A 20072-nucleotide genomic window follows, 5' to 3' on the forward strand; every position below is an offset into this window, starting at 1 on the left:
GTATCGCTTACGTTATACAAACGTATTCCTCACAGACCGGCGTATTTAGTAAAGGTTAAAAAACCAACTTTATCGAATATTTATTTATAAAAACCTACCTTTGCGGCTCGATACAAGAAAAAATACAGGAGGGCAGCCGCATGAAAAAACAATTCTTAGTCACCATTATATTGACAATACAGTTTGTTGCGATCTGTGCGCAAACGAAAACGGATACCTTACAAACAGGGGCTGACAGCTTAACGATGGACAAACCTAAGTTCCAGCAGCAACCTGGGTTAGCATTGGCGGCTTCGAAAATATTTTTTTCCGACAAGCGATGGTCCATCAGCGGCTTCGGTGAATATAATTATGTTCCTATACAGCAAAACGTAAACCGTACTGGGGGCGATCTAGAACTTTATTATTCTGGTCTTTATAGGCAGGCGCTATTCTTTGGCTACCGGCTTAGTGACAAATTGATCTGGAACTCAGAGTTTCAAGTAGAGTTTCTACATTTTAAAAATCAGGAAAGCCATCAAGAGTTTGTTATAGAGGCCTTTGTCGACTATTTGTTTAGCGACTACCTTAAAGCACGCTTAGGGTTTTATCCTTTGACCATCGGCTATGTAAATAATAATGATGAGCCCGTCATGTTTTATTCGGTCAACCGTTCGGAGGTCGAACGTTTAATTACCCCATCCACCTGGATAGAATTTGGCACGATGCTATACGGCAATCTCTCTGCCGATTGGAGCTATGCATTAGGTTTTTCGCAGGGCTTGAACAGCCGAAATTATTTAAGTGGAAGCTGGATAAGACAAGGGCGGGAAATACGTTTCGACCTGCCGCAATCCGTCTCAATTAATCCACAGCTCAACTATCATGGCGTAAAAAACCTTACACTATCAGCCTCTGGCTATTACGGTAATTCTGGACAGGGAAATACAGTAGACATGGGCGATCGAGCTAGTGAAATAAAAGGTAAAATAAAGCTGACCACCGCGTATGCCAAATATAACTGGAACAACTTCCGCTTGATAACTGTAGGTAGCTATGGCAAGTTGGGCGATACCGACAAACTATACGAGCTGACGAAAGACGAAAACGGCGAGCATGGACAGGTGCTCGGCGCCAGGACCTATGGTTATTTATTCGAAGTGGGCTGCGACATCTTACCCTATTTGAGAAAAGTAACGTCACCTAAAGTGCATAAAAAATCTTTTTTTTATGATAGCCAGGCGCTAAAGCTTAGTGTTTTTTCTCGATATGAGCGTCTGAACACACATGATCAAGTACACCAAGACCTCATAAATATAGCCCGTACAGAGGCTAACATGAAGATCCTCACGATGGGCGCTAACTTTAATACAAAGGAACATATGGTTTTGAAAGCAAATTACCAATACCGGATAAATAAATCTGTTTTCGATCCTTATCCGGTGAAAAACATTGTAGAAACCGGTATTGGCTTTATTTTCTGATCGCTCCAAACGGTCACGCCATCGCGCGCGTAGCAAGGGCTACCCTTAGGCTTGCTACGGGCCGACTAGCGCGAAAGGTTATCTTTATTTGTCCAGCGGCATGTTGAAACGCGCACCCAGGCTAAACCAGCGACCAGGCATCGGGACCGCAGCGGCTTCAATATACGTGATATCAAACATATTCTGCACATCAAGATAAAGCTCCATTGGTTTCAGGCGGTAGGCCATGCGCGCGTCGGCCAAGAAATAGTTCTTGTAGCTGATCCGTTCGTTAAAGCGTAGCGCTGCCGATGCGGATAGCTTACCGATACCTGCGCGGATATTTCCAATAATTTGTTGGCGCAAGCTTTCTACGGCATATTTGGAGGTCGTTCCCTCCTGCGTGGCAACAGAAGGCCAAAGGTGGGTATAGGATAAGCCAGCAAACCAAGAAACAAATGCTTCCGGATTAGACAGCTGATAGTTGATGAGTGCTGTTGCACCGTGCACTTTGTTACCGTTAAAGTTGAGCGGTTGGTAGGGGGTTCCCGCAGCAGGTCTTACCCAATCAATGAAGTTATTGATATCTCGATAGAAATAATGCGCTTGTCCAAATAAACGCCCATCGTTATATTTAATGCCGCCCTCGATATACCATGCTTCTTCAGGGCGAACAGTAGGATTTCCGATATTTCCAGGACGTTGGTCTAAGTAAAGATCTGTAAAGGATGGAATACGCTGTCCCGTTCCGCTGTGCGCGGTCAATTGCCAGTTATTCGTCAGTGCAAAACCAATATCGATGCCCGGAAATACCTGCCAACCATAGTCGCTATTGTAGTTTACATAGGCTCCCAAGTTCAGCATCAAGCGATTAATCCGATCTGTTTTAAACTCGGCATACATGCCATAATTATCGCGCGCGTGATTACCGATATTGCTGCTTCTAATTTGTTCATTGCGCATCTCGATCCCCATGCCTAGATCACCCACATCGGTTTTCAGCACGGCATTCACTTCACTGTTCAGTGCATGCGTATAGTGTTGGCTGCGCGCCCGGCTCAAATCGTGGCGAAAATAACGATAATCATCATAGCCGTAGCGATAGCTAACACGGGGTGATATTCGAAAACGCTCCGAAATGTGCGCTTGATAGCCTACGGATCCCATCAACGTTTGTACGATCTCCTGCGATTCCTTATCACCGGGGGCGGCGTAAAAACCATTTGCGCCAAAATCACTTTCCACAAATCCTCCCATGATCGAAAAGCCATCTTGCCCTCGCGTAGGGATATCGGCTTCATAGAACAATTTATTGTTTCGCGAAGCGGTATTGTACCGATACCCGTTTCCCGACTCGTGGCTTCCGTAGAGGGAATGCCGCCCAAAGGCATTGATCCATGTTCCGCCAAGCTGTATACCTCTGGTGTGAAATAGTGCATCGTTATTAGCCGTATCCCGTTTAAACCCGGTGCCCGTATAAACATGCCCCAACAGTTCCGAATTGACGGGCTTGCGCGTCACGATATTGATTGCGCCAGTCAACGCATTTATTCCGTAAAGACGCGCCGCCGGTCCCCGGATTACCTCGATACGCTCAATCGCATCAAGCTGGACAGGTAGGTTTAACATATTGTGACCCGTTTGTGCATCCAACATTTTTACGCCATTCAGCAACACCAATGTTTGCTCAAAACTTCCTCCGTCTACACTCACATCCGCTTGCGCACCGAAGGGTCCTCGCTGGCGCAAATCTACTCCGGGAATATAGCTTAATAGCTCATTTACCGAGCGCACTGGCAAAGCCTCGATCTGTTTCCTATCTAGGAGCTGTATATTTCTGCTCTGCTCGGCAAATGGCATTTGCAAACGATTTCCAAAAATCAACACTTCACCAACCGAGATAACGGTGCTATCCGCTGGCTGCTGTGCACGGCTGATTGCAACACGACAAAGTGTACAGCATAAAAGAAAACAAACTAGCACATGTCTTTTCAATACTATCATACAAAATAAAGTTTCGGCAAAAATGCAATCTTTAGGCAGGATGAACCTAGTCCGCTTTTAATTTTACAACTAGTCCGGTTTTACAGGCGCACGTATTCCTATGCCCCCCGGTATGTCGTCTGCCAAGTAGTCCGAACCTACGCTTGAAGAACTCCTGTTACTGGCGGTTTTTTTAAGGATTTAAACTAAGGTCTCTTCCTTAGAATGGGGCTATATCGTTGTGCCAAGATTCTTGTGGTCGCGCATGGTCCCATCGCCTTTCATGTAATCATTTACCCGTTTGTTCGCGATAGTCCTGTTAATTGTTAAGTTTTGGAAGCGTATTCCACCAATCCTCCAAGGCAGCTTTTAACGCTTTGGTTCGTTCGACCTGCTGTGCACTTTGTTCATTCGTTTCGTTTTCATCCGCCACGATATGATAAAGCTGTACATCCGAGCCATCGGTATTCATCAGCAGCTTCCATGCGCCGGAGCGAATAGCGAGGTTTGGGCTTTTATTAGGTTTTGCCGGATATTTGAATGCCGTATCATTTCGCCCATACTCCCAAAACATATTCTTCTGTCTTGGCGAGGGCGTTCCGGCGAACACAGGGCTTCGATCGATTCCATCGCCCTTGAAATCCGAAGGTAGCTTAACGGCGGCCATTCTGGCCAGCGACGGCAAGAGATCTATGGCATGTACTTCAGAATTGCGATCTATTATTCCTGCCGGAATATGGCCGGGCCAACTGATCAAAAAAGGCATGCGTATCCCTCCTTCATACAAGGATAGTTTTGAGCCTCTCAACCCACCGGTCCTACTCCCTCTAAAGCTAGGCAATGGTCCGTTGTCACTGGTGAATACGATAATGGTATTTTCATATTCGCCCATATCCTTCAACCCATCGATCAGTCTTCCAATTTGCGTATCCAGTTCTTGTAACACCCGTTTGAATGCGGCTTCCGATGCGCGACCCAAAGGAAACTTGCCGGTATATCCTTCCCCCAAGTTTGGCACCCAGGGCGTATGCACATCATCGGGCCAAAGGTTAACGAAGCGCGGTTTGTCGGTGTTCTCCCTAAAAAATGCTAATGCCTTATCAACGAAATATCTAGTCCGATCCCAGCGTTTGATGCTACCCTTATCCGACCATATCCAGTTTGTAGCGGTAAGCAGCGGGTCAGGCTCAGGACTTTCATAGGTACTGGCATATGCATCGTAACCATATGAAGCAAAGCCGGGTGCGTGGGTTACGTCCCGGCCGCCGCCCATATGCCATTTTCCGAAATGGCCAGTCGTGTAGCCGGCGGATCGGAAAATACGGGCTATCGAGGGAGCCCGCGGATCCAGGTAATCGGCCTGCTCGGCATTTCTGTTGTGTTCCCTGTTATCAAGATAGGTGCTGAAATTCCACCGTCCCGGATACATACCTGTCAGCAAACTTGCCCGCGAAGGGGAACAAATCGGCGCGCCACTGTAGTATTGCTTAAGCAACAACCCGTTTTTTGCTAAGCGGTCTATATTGGGGGTAGGAACAAAATCCCCGCCGAAGGTGGTTACATCGCCAAATCCCATATCGTCTACGAGAATAATGATGACATTGGGCTGTTTTTGTTGCGCCAGACTAACATAGCTGGTCGACAACAGCGCGAATAAAAATAAAATCTTTGAGGCTACCATAAGATATGCGATTGACTGTTTAAGGTGAAGGTGTTGGTGCGCTTCTCCGATGTTTCGTTCGTGCCCTTTATCGTTTTCCTTTATTTGGTGCAAAGCAGTGCCCAGCTAGACGCTCTCTTAAAATCCTAGCCAATGGAGGGCTAGTACACCGATCAACCCGGTAACCGATACGAGCGTTTCCATAACTGTCCAAGAACGAAAGGTATCCTTCATACTGACACCAAAATAAGATTTGAACATCCAAAAGCCGGGATCGTTCACGTGTGAAAACATAAGGCTACCTGCGCCGGTTGCCAGTACCATCAACTCAGGCGTGATGTCGCTTTCGTTTACGATAGGCAGCATGATACCTGCGGCCGTGAGCCCTGCGACGCTTGCCGAACCGATCACTAAGCGGATGATGCCTGCTATCGACCACGCCAGCACAATGGGCGACAGCGCCATGCCATGTGTCAGCTGAGCGATATAGACTGCCACGCCGCTGTCCACCAGGATCTGTTTAAAGACCCCTGATGCCGCGATAATAAAAAGGATCATCGTTATTCCACGGATCGCTTCCTCTACACTCTCCGACTGTTGCTTTAAACTTTTTCCCTGGCGGATACCCATGGTGTACATCGCCAACAGGGAGGCAAGCATTAAAGCCACAGCAGGATCACCCAAGAACCGACACGTGACCAGCCAAACAGAGTCCTCGGGCAATAGCAAATAAGCAAAAGATCCCAAAGCGATCAACATGATTGGAAACAGGCCTGTAAACAAACTTATCCCAAATCCCGGAAGCCTTTTTCGATCCTCCTGGTTTTGCAAAGGAAAAAGTTCGGGCGGCGGATTGGTCGGTATGCCCTTGAGTGTCCTACCAAATAATGGGCCGCTAATAATTATGGCGGGAATGGCCACAATTACTCCATAGGCCATCGTCAAGCCAATGTCGGCTTGGTAACTGAGCGCGATCGCTGTCGCTCCCGGATGCGGCGGCAAATAGCCATGGGTAACCGATAGCGCCGCTAGCAATGGAATGGCCACATACAATAAGGGCAGTTTGTTGGAAGCACATATCATAAAAACAAAAGGCACTAACACAATAAAGCCAACATTGTAGAATAGTGGTATGCCGACCAAAAAGCCAGTGAGCACCATCGCCCAAGGTAAATTTCTTTTCCCGAATAGCTGCGTCAGCACTTTTGTGATCTGTTCGGCGGCTCCGCCCTCCGCCATCAACTTTCCTAAGACGGCTCCGAATGCGAGCAAAAGTGCAAGCTGGCCCATCGTGGTGCTTACTCCAGTTTCAACAGACTTCAGGATATCTACAGCCGACATATCCATAGCAAATCCTACCGCCACAGATGTTATCAGCAATGAAAACACGGTATTCAAACGAACTACAGTAACTAAGGCAAGCAGCAGGGCCACCCCCAGTACGACAATGATTAAAGGCATAACGATTAGTATCGGTCATTAAAATTCACCTTCCAACTTTTGGTAAAGGCGTTCAAATTGCTTGAAATTCTCACGATAGACAGCGTGGTTTTCTTTACTAGGCATATAATAATGCTCCATATGATTCGCCGTATCCGCTGCAGCTGTTTCTTCTGTAGAGGTGTCCCGGGTAAGACCCAAGGCGTCCATCCCAATCAATGCAGCGCCCCAGGCAGAACTTTCAACGGTATTTGCGACGAGTACAGGCTTGTTGAAAATATCGGACAACATTTGTACCCAGATGGCAGAGCGTGCAAGACCACCGCTTGCATAAATGGTATGGATCGGGCCTGTATTTTCCTCCAAGGCCATGCCGACGCTGTAAATGGCATAGAGCATCCCTTCCATCATGGCACGTGCGAAATGTGCTCTGCTGTGATGCAACTGTATCCCGAAATAAACCCCTTTTGCATTGGCATTCCAATAAGGGGCGCGTTCTCCCGTGAGATAGGGCAAAAAAATCAACCCCTCAGCACCGGGGACAACCGAATCCACTATTTCATTTAACAATACGGTAGCGTCCTTATCTGCTTCCATCTGTGTCAATTCCGTCAAAAAGTTATCACGAAACCAATTCCGTAAAACACCCCCGTTATTTACGGCGCCTCCAATGATGTATTCATTGGGCCTGAGAAGGTAGCTGAACAGCCTTTGCTTGTGTTCGCCGTTTGGATGTGGACTGACCACGCGGATAGCCCCACTGGTGCCGACGGTGACGGAAGCCACCCCGGGTTTCACGGCGCCCACCCCAAGATTAGCCAAGCATCCGTCGCTACCAGCGATGACAAATGGTGTATCTTCCGGAATGCGCATTAAGGCTGTGATATCCCGATTGGGCGATCTTAAAACATAATCCACCGGAACCGGCGTGGAAAGTTGTTCTGTCGCGATGCCCGCTAAGCCCAGCGCAAGACCTGACCAGGCCAACCGACGTATATCAAAAAGGCCAGTGGCCGATGCGACGGAATGATCAATCACAAAGACTCCAAAAAGCCGATAAAAAAGGAGTTCCTTGATACCGATAAACTTATACGTTTTACCAAATAGTTCCTGTTCATGCAGCCGCATCCACATGGTCTTGCAAAGCAACGACATGGGATGGATGGGCGTACCTGTTTGTTGGTACAGCAGGCGGCCTTCTTCACTGGCTAGCAATTCCGTCGCAATGTCCTCGCTCCTTCTGTCGGCCCAAATAATGCAATTTGTAAGCGGCCGTCCTTCGACATCTACTGCTATCAAGCCATGCATAGCACTGCTTACAGCAATACATGCCGGCTTTTGTGCAATCCCAAGCTCCTGCAATTCGATCATCACATGTGAAAGAGATTCGATGCATGCGTAATAAATTGTTTCTGGATCCTGTTCGTAGTATCCTTCTGCAGGATTTAGTATAGGATACGGTATACTGTATTGCGCCAATACTTCGCCCGCAAGGTCAAAAGCAACAGCTTTTGTAGATGATGTGCCAATGTCTAATCCAATAATCATAGTTTTAACTAGTAGCGGATGGATTTGTGTCGTTTCTATACGGCCGCTTGATCCTCCATATGCCCCAATATAGCATTTTTAGCTTAAGAAATTAGCAAATATTCAATCCCCTGTCGGAAAGCAAGGGATTTTTTTTGCATGATGAACCATTTCTTCGCAACGCCGTTTATAGTGAAAATAACGATAGCTAATCATGCTATGTTTCAATTTTATCTTCCGGTTCTCATACACCGGAAGATTTTTTATGCGCCGTTCCTACCGACGGTTTGCATAGCGTCGCGTCCAAAGGCATCAGCGCACCAATAGGCGGGCGATGTCGCTCCAGTCTCCTGCCCCTTGGGAGTTGATACCGCGGACGCGAACTCCGCAAAACTGAGCGAAATAAAAGTTGGCGGTACGGTGCGCTATAAATTCGGAAGGTTTTAGTACAAAATTGCTTTAACGGCGAACTATTGTTTACAAACTACTGAAAAGCATAGGCGCTTGAGCCCAAAAAAATAAGTATGGGTGGAAAGTATCGCCCCACTTATGCTCCAGTAAAACTATTTTTAAGAATCCTCGTTCCATTGTTGAAATGTATTCAAAAAGCGCATTTGGGTACAGAAATGACGCCATCTTTTTGCGTGGCCGTACAGCCCGATCTTGATAATCAATCAGAAAGAGACTATGAATAAGGAATCTGAAACCATAAACTACGGGGACGCAGTGATCCGCTGCGGAAATTTACTCGCGGAGAAAAGCAATACCATCGCCTTTGCAGAAAGTGCTACGGCCGGTAAACTCGCTTACGCGTTTTCCTTAACCCCGTATTCGGGTGCTATTTTAAGAGGTAGCATCGTATGTTACAATGCTTGTGTAAAGGAGGATGTACTTGGTGTTACAAAAGAGATCGTTGACCGCTATACCCCAGAGTCTGCCGAGGTAACAAGGGAAATGTGCAAGGCGCTGAAACTGCAAATGCCCGCTGACGTCATTGTCGCTGTGACTGGCTTAACAGCGCCCGGCGGGAGCGAAACAAAGGAAAAGCCAGTTGGAACAATGTTTTTCTGCATCTTGTACAAAGAATTGCTGCATGAATACCGAATGGTGCTGAAAGGTACGCCAACCCAGATAGTTGACAAATCTATCGCCGAAATCTGCCAAAAAATATGTATCGTGTTAGATGGAGGTAGCGTTTAAAGATTGCGACAAGAACGGCCTCGAGTTCATTATTTCGTCCGATCACTTACATCCATCACTGCCGACTGATTTCCAGTACGGCACCGTGCTTAACCCACTTCAAGACAATTCCCTATAGCAACCCTTCTGGCAGCAACATCGATTCACATGCTATTGATTATTCTTTAACCATTCCAAACGTCTTTGATCGGGAAGATGCTTAATTTTAAAATCCGAAAATGTTGCTGTGAAACCTTCACCATCCGGGCTTGCAGCCATCATCCCCACTTGTACTGTTTTGAATTCCGGAAAATATACGGTATTGGTCATCGTATAATTGTTTCCATCAACAGAATAAAAAATTTCCAATGCATCCAGTCGACGGACCGCTTTCATCCAAACATCCTGAGGCTTCTCTCTTAAACCCATTACGCTCCAGGAGCTCTTATCAATCGTATGAACGGTACTGATATTGTGAACGCCATCTACATATTCTACACCTGTTTTGACATAATTATTTTCATCAATTCGCAGCATCAGGCAAACCTGATCAAAGCGCGTCTGATAAGCACCTTTCATTTTTACGACGACTTCAAATTCGCCACTTCTTTCGGTATAAAGAAAAGGTCCGTCGTATACCGTAAATCCATAATGGCTTTTGTTCCAATAGTCAGAATGCGGGGTAACGTGCATGGTAAGCTGGTTGTCCTTGATTTCCCATTCGGCCGGTTCATTGAGCCACGTCATAGTGGTTAGCTTTTGGGCATTTACCTTTACGGCTATCAGGCACATGCAAAGTGAAATTATCTGAATTACCTTCATCTTTCTTAAATTTGAATTTTTAAAAAACTTGGCAAAGAATGTAATTCGTGTCGTTTTTCGCAATAGTTACTTATAGCCATTTTTAATTTTAGTACATTCTTTTTCAACAACTCTAAATAAAGATCACGGTCATGGATCCTATTGCCAAATTAGAAAACAAATTTTTGTTCGAATCGTTTGATAGTCCCGAGCAACGCGAGGAAGCGTTAAAGGAGGCACTGCAAGCTATGGAGTCATACGTTAAAATAGATAACGCTGTTGCTGTGCTATCCGATCTGGCAAGTAACAGGAGCTACATTTTTGCTGGCAATTTTGGTGCATTTTTTAAGATGCACACATCAGGATTTACAACAATCGATTCTATTTGGGAAGACCAAATTTACCATCGTATTCACCCGGATGATCTTTTTCAACGACACCTTTTGGAACTGGAGTTCTTTAATTTTTTAAAGTTACTATCTCCGGCAGAAAGATTAAATTATGCTACAAAGTGCCGGATCAGGGCACTGAACGATAACGAAGATTACCAATACATTATGCATAGAAGTTTTTACATGAAAAACAGTTCTGTAGGCGGTTTATGGCTAGGCGTTTGCCTTTACAATTATCTACAGGAAAAGGCACCTCCATCTCAAACCATAGAGGGAGCAATCATCAATACAAAAACTGGCGAACAATTTTACGTAGATACCTATGTCAACTGTACAAATCTGTTAACATTGCGGGAGAAAGAAGTATTGCTTTTAATTGGCAGGGGCGTTATAAGCAAAGAAATCGCTGCGAAACTTCATATAAGTATCAATACCGTGCATAGACACAGACAAAATATCTTGAAGAAGTTAAATGTCAACAATTCCATGGAGGCTGTCCGAACTGCAGAAGCCCTTGCTTTAATATAGCCATATTAAAAATGACACGAGGTCATGCGCATCATCAGATGGCTTATTTGTATTCCGTAAAATCCTTAGTTAATTGATTTTTAACTTAAAATTGCTAGCATCCAAAAACCTTCTACGCCGTTTGCTATATACACAGGTTTTTATAACTGGAGTCCATAATAACGACATTCCTTATCCTCGTTTAAAACAGAAAAAAGCGGCTTTTTGTGTAAAAAAACCGCTTTTTATAGCTGAGCCTCCTATCGGGATCGAACCAATGACCTACTGATTACAAGTCAGTTGCTCTACCAGCTGAGCTAAGGAGGCATGGTGCTTCATAGCTTACCAGTGCAAATATGAGAACTTTGTTTAAAACTTGCAAGTACTCCTAGGTATTTTGTTAAACCGGATCAATAAACAGATGGTAATCAAGCACAAAAAATCACCATGCAGTCATTTTGTCGGTAAATACCAGATCGCAGTGTCAAAATTTCCGAAAAAAAAACCCAAATCCAAAAGGCATATAAATTGTTAAGCAGTAAGAAGCAAACGTATATCATAAAAAAAGGGAAAACGAACATATGAATTTTAACAACTATACCATGAAAGCACAGGAAGCTATTCAAAAGGCTTCCGAAATAGCGGTTGGAAATCAGCAACAAGCTATCGAACCTGCACATATATTAAAGGCCTTATTGACCGTGGACGAGAACATCGTAAGCCACTTGTTGAAAAAATTGAACGTAAACCTCAGTTACATCAGTTCCGAGGTAGATAAGCTTATCGCGGCGTTGCCAAAGGTAAGTGGCACCAACGTTTACCTCAGCAATGGTAGTTCGACGGTCTTGCAAAAAGCGCAGAGCTACTTGAAGGACTTCAACGATGAATTTATTTCCATTGAACACCTGTTGCTCGCATTGTTGTCAGCGAACGACCAAACAAGTACGTTGTTAAAAGGCCAGGGTGTTAACGAAAAAGATCTGAAAGCCGCTATCAAGGAGCTTCGCGGCTCCTCGCGCGTTACCGATCAAAATGCAGAGGCGACCTATAATGCCCTTCAAAAGTATGCACGTAATCTAAACGAATATGCGGAATCAGGTAAATTAGATCCTGTTATTGGGCGCGACGAGGAAATCCGTCGCGTAATGCAAATTCTATCGCGTCGGACAAAGAACAATCCGATTTTAGTGGGTGAACCCGGCGTTGGTAAAACAGCTATTGCGGAAGGCATCGCTTACCGGATCATCAAAGGAGATGCTCCAGAAAACCTAAAATCCAAGGTTGTCTATTCGCTCGACATGGGTGCCCTTATCGCTGGGGCAAAATACAAAGGTGAATTTGAGGAACGTTTGAAAGCGGTTGTCAAAGAAGTAGCGGAGAGCGACGGTGAAATTATCTTGTTTATTGATGAGATTCATACCCTTGTAGGTGCTGGTGGCGGAGAAGGCGCCATGGATGCGGCGAACATCCTGAAACCTGCCCTAGCGCGTGGCGAACTCCGCGCTATTGGCGCCACCACCTTGAACGAGTTTCAAAAATACTTCGAGAAAGATAAAGCGTTGGAGCGGCGCTTTCAAAAGGTGATGGTCGACGAACCGGACACACAAGACGCCATCTCCATCCTGCGCGGTTTAAAGGAACGCTACGAAACGCATCATAAAGTGCGTATCCTGGACGAATCCATTATTGCGGCGGTTGAACTTTCCCAACGCTATATTACCGACCGCTTTTTACCCGATAAAGCCATCGACCTGATTGACGAGGCAGCCTCGAAATTACGCCTGGAAATGGACTCCGTTCCCGAGGCGGTAGATGAGCTGAACAGGAGAATCATGCAACTGGAGATCGAACGCGAGGCTATAAAACGGGAACACGACGAGCGTAAGGTGCAGGAACTCTCCGAAACCATTGCCAATCTATCCACCGAACGGGATTCTTTAAAGGCTGCGTGGCAGTCTGAAAAAACATTGGTCGACCGCGTCAATCAGGAAATACAAAACATTGAAGACTTCAAACTGGAAGCAGACCAGGCGGAACGTGCGGGCGACTATGGAAAAGTGGCTGAATTACGATATGGAAAAATAAAAGAAGCCCAAGATAATACCGAGCAATTGAAATTGGAGTTGGCACAGAAGCAGCAAGACAGCCGTATGCTAAAGGAAGAAGTTACCGCCGAAGATATCGCAGATGTGGTGTCCCGATGGACGGGAATTCCGGTTAATAAAATGATCCAGTCTGAACGGGATAAGCTGCTGAATCTTGAAACAGAGCTTCATAAACGCGTAGCTGGACAAGAGGAGGCTATCGAAGCCATTGCAGATGCCATTCGTCGTTCTCGGGCAGGCTTAAGTGACGCGAAACGTCCGATTGGCTCTTTTATCTTTCTAGGAACGACTGGGGTCGGAAAAACCGAGCTGGCAAAAGCATTGGCGGAATTCCTTTTTGACGATGAGCAAGCGTTGGTACGCATTGATATGTCCGAGTACCAAGAGCGCCATGCCGTATCTAGACTTATAGGCGCTCCTCCCGGATATGTAGGTTATGATGAAGGTGGACAGTTGACCGAAGCCGTACGCAGACGCCCCTACTCTGTGGTGCTATTGGACGAAATAGAAAAAGCACACCCCGACGTCTTCAACATTCTTTTGCAAGTCTTAGATGACGGGCATTTGACCGACAACAAGGGCCGGGTCGTTAATTTCAAGAATACGATCATCATCATGACATCCAATACGGGATCGCACGTCATCCAAGAGAACTTTACGAAACTTACAGAAGAGAACCGCGACGAGGTTGTTGCACGAACAAAGGACGAGGTATTCGATATTTTACAAAAGTCGATACGTCCAGAATTTCTGAACCGTATTGATGAGGTCATCATGTTCACGCCCCTCGGTCGCCATGAAATAGGCGATATCGTCAGAATGCAGTTCAAACGTGTTCAACAACAGCTTGCTGAGCAAGATATCTTTATCTCGGCCAGCGAGGAGGCGTTAGATTGGCTAGGACAGCTAGGTTATGATCCCGTGTATGGTGCACGTCCGCTAAAACGTGTCATACAAAAGCGGATACTGAATGAACTTTCGAAAGAAATATTGGCTGGAAAGGTATCTCGTGATGCCGTCATTCAGGTGGATGTATTCGATGGACAGTTTGTATTCATCAATAAAAATCAGCAAGGCTAAGGGCTGTCCGCTTGAGGAAACGCAAGATCAGAAGCAGTGCAGGACGCGAGGTTAGCTGTCGCCTCTGCCCTGCTTCTCTACTCATTACGGCTGCCAGGGTATGGGATCGACCAACTGGAAGCGAATATCTTTTACCTGTCCGTCACGCTCGATAGTCAATCGGATCATCTCATCCGGTTTGGACTGTAACTTTGCCATGATCTTGGCCAGTGTGAGTTGTCCGACAGCCATACCATTTATCCTCAACAGCAGATCATTTACCTGAACACCAGCAAGTGAAGCAGGGGCATCCTTCCGTAGGCCTGAAACCTTATAGCTGGGACGCAAGACAAACCTGTATTGCAGATCATCGTTGGCGAGATTGATCGTTATACCTTGCTGTTCGGCGTGCAACCCCTGTTCGCTTCTAATCCTACCACGGATTTTAACCAATTCCTTGGCCCAGATCATGCCATCATGCTTGACGTCCATTCCCGCCATGTTAAGCACAAAAGGTTTCTTGAAGTTATTGTTGCGCTTCAGATAAATAAAGCCTTGCTCATAATCCAAAAGAAGATGAAACCGTTGCAGTACCTGATTACCTATCGATCCTATTCTGTCCGTTGTCAATTTACTCATAAACACCGCGTTGGAATCAGGGTAAGCCACAATAGGATGCTTGATCTGGAAGTCGCCAATCAGGAGCTGATGGATGCGATTTCTTTTGCCATGAATCTCGCCGTTGAAACCACGACCAATATATTCTTCGACATAAGGAGCACGTACCTCAAAATCAGGCAGAAGAAAGGAAAACAGCATCATGGGATCGGTATTGCCCATATCGACCAACATCTTTCCTGCTACCGTGTTAGACTTGCTCTCCATCGATGCATGGATATAAGGCCTATCATTTTCTACCAGTAGCGGTAGCTTGCTGAATTTCCGGACAGCCGCGGTGTAGGCATAGCGCTTAGGATAAATAACCATACGCTGCCGCAAATAGTCCATCTGTATAGGGAAGCTCTGGAAAAATCGAGATCCCAATATACCATTTATTGCCACTCCTACATCCGAGGATATGTCAAGTTCTGATGCTTGGATCACATACAGCCAATGCAGGGAATCCACCGCTACATCACCCACACGAACAACATTTCCAGTCGACAAAATACCATCAACCCCCTCCTCCAAACCAATGCCGTGAAACTTCATTTTGTTTTTATTATGGAGGTATAAGGAATCATTCGCCTGCGCAAATAAAATCGTTTCCTTTACGCCCGTATCCAACAAAAATGAAAAATGTATTCCGTTGATAGTTAGCGGTACAAGGACAACATTATTAACCAGCTCAAACTTTAACGTGACAGGTTTGTTCTGTTGTAGTCGAAAGATACCCTGGCCATATAAAGAATATGGGATACATATCAAAATCAGGTATTGGTACCATTTCATTTATAACAGGTGTATATACGAATGTAACGATTAAAAGGTAGATAGTTCAAAATTTTATTTATTTAAAAACTTGCTCGTTTTATTATATTTGATAGAATTAGCCATCAAAAGATTGTGATCCTGCATGAAATTATACGTTAAGCTTATTTTGCTGACCTGCTGCTTGGCAGGCGCCTCCTGTAACCGACAAAAAGAACCCAAAAGCTCAGATCCGGCCGAACAGCGTCGATTGGACTCGTTGGAAACGATAAAGAAAGCCGAAGAAGAAGCTAGGAAGAAGCCAAGGACAGCGGATGATATCGAGCTCGATAAAGATCTAGCCTATGACAAACATACGTTAGCGGAAAGCTACCCCTATAAAGATACGACTAGGATTTTCCAATTGGATAAAATAAAGGAAAAGCTAGCATTCGTAGAGAACTTCCAGCGGGCACCAGCATCGTACGTGGTGTTGCAAAATCGCAAAAATCAGAATCAAGAGGCGCCGCTCGTTAAATCATTCCATCGAAATGAATATACACGCATCTCCGATTCGCTTGGAACCGAGCGCTACCAATCGGCTCCACTTTTTGCGTTGGGTGAGACAGATCGGCCTCGTATTTATGGGCGAGACGGTACCCTTGCGAAATTGAAGAGCAGCGACACCTTGGATATGGTTCAAGTGGAAGGTGTATCGTTCGAAGGCGCTTGGCAAGTACCAAAACGTTATATCAAAACGATCGGCGATTCCGTTGCATTTCATCATGTCGTTTTTGTGGATGTAACGAATCAAAATATCTTGACGGTGGAACGTACAGGCGATTGCAAGTGGGCTATTAAAAGTATGAATCCAGCGACCACCGGCCAACACAAACCGCCTTACGCCCAAGAAACACCAACAGGTATTTTTGTAGTGCAGGAGAAGAAAACCAAAATGTACTATTACAAAGATGGCAGCACATCCATTGAAGGCTATGCACCCTATGCTAGCCGCTTTACAAATGGTGCGTACGTACACGGCGTGCCTGTCAATAATCCAAAGGGCGCAATTATCGAGTCCAGCTGGTCATTGGGCACAACGCCACGATCCCACATGTGCGTACGGAATGCCTCTTCCCATGCCAAATTCGTTTTTGATTGGGCAAAGGTATTTAACGCCCTGGTCATTGTTATTGAATGATCTTTACACTAATTTAACACTTTGATTCATAATTTATTACTAATTTTGGTATTGGATTAAAGATTTGTGTGTATGCGTTATTTATTTTTTGTATTGTTGACAGGATTGTTTGTGAGTTATATACCAACCACACTTTCCGAAGATTTAAAGACAGGTTCAACCAAGCCTATAACAGAAAAATTAACCGAGAAAAAATCAGCCAGTGAGCTGCTCTATGACAAGATGAACTTGGCGGCTATACTAAAATTCGAAGCGTTTAGCCAAGCGCTTGAAGGGTATCGATTGCTGCATCCTAAGAAGGATAATATCTTGACAGTTATTGATTTTACTTTACCATCTACTGACAAAAGGATGGTTGTGCTCGATATGAAACACGAAAAAGTGTTGTTTCACACTATTGTCTCGCACGGTAAAAATTCCGGTGAGAAGTTTGCGAAATCGTTTTCTAATAAACATGGCTCTTACCAAAGTTCGCTAGGCTTTTACGAGACCCAAAACACGTACCAAGGGGGCAACGGATATTCTTTGGTATTAAATGGGTTGGAAAAAGGAATCAACGATCAGGCTAAAGCACGTGCCGTGGTTGTACACGGTGCAGACTATTGCAGCGAATCCATGATCAAAGCGACGGGCCGCCTTGGTAGAAGCTACGGATGTCCCGCTTTACCAAGAGCGGTGACCAAACCTATCATCAATACCATTAAGGGTGGCACCCTGCTTTATATATATGCCGAGAACAAAGATTATATGGCACAAACCAAAGTTCTGTCATCGGTGTCTAAACGTGGCATGCTTGCGCGGTCCGAAGACCTGAAGGATACCGATAAACACTTGTACTAGTTCTAAACATGCCGCACGTTTTACACCGGGAATATTTCCGGTGTTCTACGAACAAACTAGGAATGCCAATTAACAACAAACGCCTGCTTTATGGAGCAGGCGTTTGTTTATTGTTTGGTGTCGGCACCCATTACAGGCTGTCGATCGCAGCATTCCATGTCTCTGAAGGACGCATAGCTTTTGTCGCTAACGCATCGTTCGGAAAATAATAGCCACCAATATCTTGGGCTTTGCCCTGTGCCGCAATCAACTCTTCATTGATTTGGCCTTCGTTTTCTTGCAATGATTTCGCCAAGGGAGAAAACTTAGCCGCCAACGCCGGATCTTCCGTTTGTGCAGCTAATGCTTCTGCCCAGTACAGTGTTAAATAAAAATGCGATCCGCGATTGTCAAGCTGTCCTACACGGCGCGCGGGCGATTTATCGTTTGCCAAGAACTTCTCCGTTGCAACATCCAGCGCATTAGCCAAAACTTGGGCTTTCGCATTGCCTTGCGTTTGCGACAGATGTTCGAAAGAAGCTCCGAGGGCAAGAAATTCGCCTAGCGAATCCCAACGCAAATAGCCTTCCTGTTGGAATTGCTCCACATGCTTAGGAGCAGACCCTCCAGCACCGGTTTCGAATAAACCACCACCATTCATCAGAGGGACAATAGAAAGCATTTTAGCAGATGTACCGACTTCTAAAATAGGGAACAAATCCGTTAGGTAGTCACGTAGCACATTTCCGGTTACAGAAATCGTATCCTGTCCCTCACGAATGCGCGCTACCGAAAATTTAGTCGCTTCTACCGGCGCTAAAATGCGGATATCCAATCCTGTGGTATCGTGATCGGCTAAGTAAGTATGTACTTTTTTTATAATCTCCCGATCGTGAGCACGCGCTTCATCCAACCAAAAGACGGCTGGCGTATCAGACAAACGCGCACGATTGACTGCTAGTTTAACCCAATCTTGTATTGGAGCATCTTTCGTTTGACACATACGGAAAATGTCGCCTTCCTCTACAGCATGTGCCATAAGTATTTGCCCTTTGGCATCTACCACACGAATCTCTCCCTTTGTACTAGCCTGAAAAGTTTTGTCGTGCGATCCGTATTCCTCCGCCTTCTGTGCCATTAGTCCGACATTGGGTACCGACCCCATTGTTTTAGGATCATAGGCACCATGGGCTTTGCAATCTTCGATAACGGCAGCATAGACACCTGCATAAGAACGATCAGGAATAATCGCAAACGTATCCTGCAATTTACCGGCTGTGTTCCACATTTGTCCGGATGTCCGAATCATGGCCGGCATGGAAGCATCGACAATGACGTCCGAAGGCACATGCAGGTTGGTAATTCCTTTATCCGAGTTTACCATCGCCAGATCAGGACCGTTAGCGATAGCATCAGCAATAGCTGCCTTGATTTCTTGCTCTTGTGGTTGACCTGCAATTTTGCTGTATATCTCGCCCAATCCGTTGTTTCTGTTTATCCCGAGGCTTGCAAACAGCTCGCCATATTTCGCGAATAGGTCGCTGAAATATACCTCGACAATAGCGCCGAAGATGATGGGATCAGAAACCTTCATCATGGTCGCTTTTAAATGTGCCGACAACAAAACGCCAGCAGACTTTGCTGCCGCAACCGTATCGGCGACAAATGCTTTCAATTTGCTTAAAGACAATACGGAACTGTCGATCACTTCACCGCTCTTCAAATTTGAAAGTCCCTTTAAGACTTTCACCTCGCCATTTTCATCTACAAATTCAATTTGGAACTGGCTATCCTGCGTAACAGTCAAAGACTGCTCGGTAGCAAAAAAGTCGCCGTCGCTCATGGACACCACTTTTGTTTGGCTATCGGCCGACCATGCGCCCATACTATGTGGATTCGCTTTCGCGTAATTTTTTACCGCTTTTGGCGCGCGACGATCGGAGTTTCCTTCACGCAACACCGGATTCACCGCAGATCCCAACACCTTGGCATAGGTAGCTTTTATTGTCTCTTCCTCAGGATTTGTTGGGTTATCAGGGTAGTTCGGCAAGGCGTATCCCGCTTTCTGCAGCTCTGCAATGGCACCTTTCAACTGTGGAATAGAAGCGGATATGTTGGGCAACTTGATGATATTTGCTTCCGGTTGTGTGGCTAGTTGGCCAAGTTCGGCTAACGCGTCCGAGGTTTTTTGATCTTCGGGCAAAGATGCGGAGAAATTCGCCAAAATACGACCTGCTAACGAAATGTCTCGGAGTTCCACATCGATATCTGCCGTTTTTGCGAAAGCCTGAACAATTGGTAAAAACGAATAAGTGGCCAATAATGGCGCTTCATCTGTTTTCGTGTAAATAATTTTAGATGACATAATTTACTATTGAAATGCTATTTATTTTTGATGACGTTCTGTAGAATTGGTTTTGCCAAAGCTACATGTGTAAATTCGCCTAAAGATAAGCATTTGAAAGCAAAAACGCCATAATTGAACGAACAAAGGCGTTTTCGACAACCTATTTATTTTCCCGGCACTGACTTCTGTAGCCTTAAGCA

General features: G+C 45.5%; 13 protein-coding genes and 1 tRNA gene. 6 read left to right on the top strand and 8 right to left on the bottom strand.

Features of this window, described 5'->3' with window-relative positions:
• Positions 1–140 precede the first annotated feature (140 nt).
• Positions 141–1463 carry a hypothetical protein gene (locus IE165_RS13590; RefSeq protein ID WP_229826561.1) on the top strand — a complete coding sequence of 441 codons (1323 nt, stop codon included), beginning with the start codon at positions 141–143 and terminating at the stop codon, positions 1461–1463.
• Between the two features lie 84 nt (positions 1464–1547).
• Here the strand turns inward: IE165_RS13590 and IE165_RS13595 are convergent, their stop codons facing one another.
• From IE165_RS13595 to IE165_RS13610, 4 genes are all read right to left on the bottom strand, one after another.
• On the bottom strand, positions 1548–3446 hold the full coding sequence (locus IE165_RS13595) for a TonB-dependent receptor plug domain-containing protein (protein WP_189627188.1): 1899 nt from the start codon (positions 3444–3446) through the stop codon (positions 1548–1550).
• A 298-nt stretch (positions 3447–3744) separates the two neighbouring features.
• The gene (locus IE165_RS13600) at positions 3745–5106 is read right to left on the bottom strand and encodes a sulfatase family protein (protein WP_189627189.1); all 1362 of its coding nucleotides are present in this window, start codon (positions 5104–5106) and stop codon (positions 3745–3747) included.
• Positions 5107–5223: 117 nt separating this feature from the next.
• Entirely contained in the window at positions 5224–6546 is a 1323-nt protein-coding gene (locus tag IE165_RS13605) for a gluconate:H+ symporter (RefSeq protein WP_189627190.1), read from the bottom strand.
• Between the two features lie 18 nt (positions 6547–6564).
• The gene (locus tag IE165_RS13610) at positions 6565–8073 is read right to left on the bottom strand and encodes a gluconokinase (RefSeq protein WP_189627191.1); all 1509 of its coding nucleotides are present in this window, start codon (positions 8071–8073) and stop codon (positions 6565–6567) included.
• 666 nt (positions 8074–8739) lie between these two features.
• Between IE165_RS13610 and IE165_RS13615 the strand changes: the two genes are divergently transcribed.
• Positions 8740–9252 carry a CinA family protein gene (locus IE165_RS13615; protein WP_189627192.1) on the top strand — a complete coding sequence of 171 codons (513 nt, stop codon included), beginning with the start codon at positions 8740–8742 and terminating at the stop codon, positions 9250–9252.
• A 150-nt stretch (positions 9253–9402) separates the two neighbouring features.
• Here IE165_RS13615 and IE165_RS13620 read toward each other — a convergent pair whose 3' ends face one another.
• The gene (locus IE165_RS13620; protein ID WP_229826562.1) at positions 9403–9978 is read right to left on the bottom strand and encodes a DUF1349 domain-containing protein; all 576 of its coding nucleotides are present in this window, start codon (positions 9976–9978) and stop codon (positions 9403–9405) included.
• Positions 9979–10184: 206 nt separating this feature from the next.
• Here IE165_RS13620 and IE165_RS13625 point away from each other — a divergent pair, with 206 nt between their 5' ends.
• On the top strand, positions 10185–10952 hold the full coding sequence (locus IE165_RS13625; RefSeq protein ID WP_189627194.1) for a response regulator transcription factor: 768 nt from the start codon (positions 10185–10187) through the stop codon (positions 10950–10952).
• A 233-nt stretch (positions 10953–11185) separates the two neighbouring features.
• On the opposite strand, the gene IE165_RS13630 is transcribed toward IE165_RS13625, so the two are convergent.
• Positions 11186–11258: transfer RNA gene (locus tag IE165_RS13630), tRNA-Thr, on the bottom strand.
• A gap of 254 nt (positions 11259–11512) precedes the next feature.
• On the opposite strand from IE165_RS13630, the gene clpB reads away from it, so the two are divergent.
• Positions 11513–14116, top strand: a complete 2604-nt coding sequence (gene clpB / locus IE165_RS13635; RefSeq protein ID WP_189627195.1) for an ATP-dependent chaperone ClpB — start codon at positions 11513–11515, stop codon at positions 14114–14116.
• An 84-nt stretch (positions 14117–14200) separates the two neighbouring features.
• Here the strand turns inward: clpB and IE165_RS13640 are convergent, their stop codons facing one another.
• Positions 14201–15547, bottom strand: a complete 1347-nt coding sequence (locus tag IE165_RS13640; RefSeq protein ID WP_189627196.1) for a retropepsin-like aspartic protease — start codon at positions 15545–15547, stop codon at positions 14201–14203.
• 124 nt (positions 15548–15671) lie between these two features.
• Between IE165_RS13640 and IE165_RS13645 the strand changes: the two genes are divergently transcribed.
• Both IE165_RS13645 and IE165_RS13650 read left to right on the top strand, forming a co-directional pair.
• Complete coding sequence (locus IE165_RS13645) at positions 15672–16706, top strand: L,D-transpeptidase (RefSeq protein WP_189627197.1); 1035 nt, start codon at positions 15672–15674, stop codon at positions 16704–16706.
• Between the two features lie 72 nt (positions 16707–16778).
• Entirely contained in the window at positions 16779–17546 is a 768-nt protein-coding gene (locus tag IE165_RS13650; RefSeq protein ID WP_229826563.1) for a murein L,D-transpeptidase catalytic domain family protein, read from the top strand.
• Between the two features lie 130 nt (positions 17547–17676).
• On the opposite strand, the gene IE165_RS13655 is transcribed toward IE165_RS13650, so the two are convergent.
• Complete coding sequence (locus IE165_RS13655) at positions 17677–19890, bottom strand: NADP-dependent isocitrate dehydrogenase (protein ID WP_189627198.1); 2214 nt, start codon at positions 19888–19890, stop codon at positions 17677–17679.
• Positions 19891–20072: the final 182 nt, after the last annotated feature.

This window comes from Sphingobacterium griseoflavum (assembly GCF_014653155.1).
Lineage (GTDB): Bacteria > Bacteroidota > Bacteroidia > Sphingobacteriales > Sphingobacteriaceae > Sphingobacterium > Sphingobacterium griseoflavum.

Excerpts from the sequence above, each read along its gene's own strand:
- IE165_RS13600 (WP_189627189.1), bottom strand. The coding sequence starts at position 5,106 with ATGGTAGCCTCAAAGATTTTATTTTTATTCGCGCTGTTGTCGACCAGC.
- IE165_RS13615 (WP_189627192.1), top strand. The coding sequence starts at position 8,740 with ATGAATAAGGAATCTGAAACCATAAACTACGGGGACGCAGTGATCCGC.
- IE165_RS13640 (WP_189627196.1), bottom strand. The coding sequence starts at position 15,547 with ATGAAATGGTACCAATACCTGATTTTGATATGTATCCCATATTCTTTA.
- IE165_RS13620 (WP_229826562.1), bottom strand. The coding sequence starts at position 9,978 with ATGACGTGGCTCAATGAACCGGCCGAATGGGAAATCAAGGACAACCAG.
- IE165_RS13610 (WP_189627191.1), bottom strand. The coding sequence starts at position 8,073 with ATGATTATTGGATTAGACATTGGCACATCATCTACAAAAGCTGTTGCT.
- IE165_RS13650 (WP_229826563.1), top strand. The coding sequence starts at position 16,779 with ATGCGTTATTTATTTTTTGTATTGTTGACAGGATTGTTTGTGAGTTAT.
- IE165_RS13595 (WP_189627188.1), bottom strand. The coding sequence starts at position 3,446 with ATGATAGTATTGAAAAGACATGTGCTAGTTTGTTTTCTTTTATGCTGT.
- clpB (WP_189627195.1), top strand. The coding sequence starts at position 11,513 with ATGAATTTTAACAACTATACCATGAAAGCACAGGAAGCTATTCAAAAG.
- IE165_RS13655 (WP_189627198.1), bottom strand. The coding sequence starts at position 19,890 with ATGTCATCTAAAATTATTTACACGAAAACAGATGAAGCGCCATTATTG.
- IE165_RS13645 (WP_189627197.1), top strand. The coding sequence starts at position 15,672 with ATGAAATTATACGTTAAGCTTATTTTGCTGACCTGCTGCTTGGCAGGC.
- IE165_RS13590 (WP_229826561.1), top strand. The coding sequence starts at position 141 with ATGAAAAAACAATTCTTAGTCACCATTATATTGACAATACAGTTTGTT.
- IE165_RS13625 (WP_189627194.1), top strand. The coding sequence starts at position 10,185 with ATGGATCCTATTGCCAAATTAGAAAACAAATTTTTGTTCGAATCGTTT.
- IE165_RS13605 (WP_189627190.1), bottom strand. The coding sequence starts at position 6,546 with ATGCCTTTAATCATTGTCGTACTGGGGGTGGCCCTGCTGCTTGCCTTA.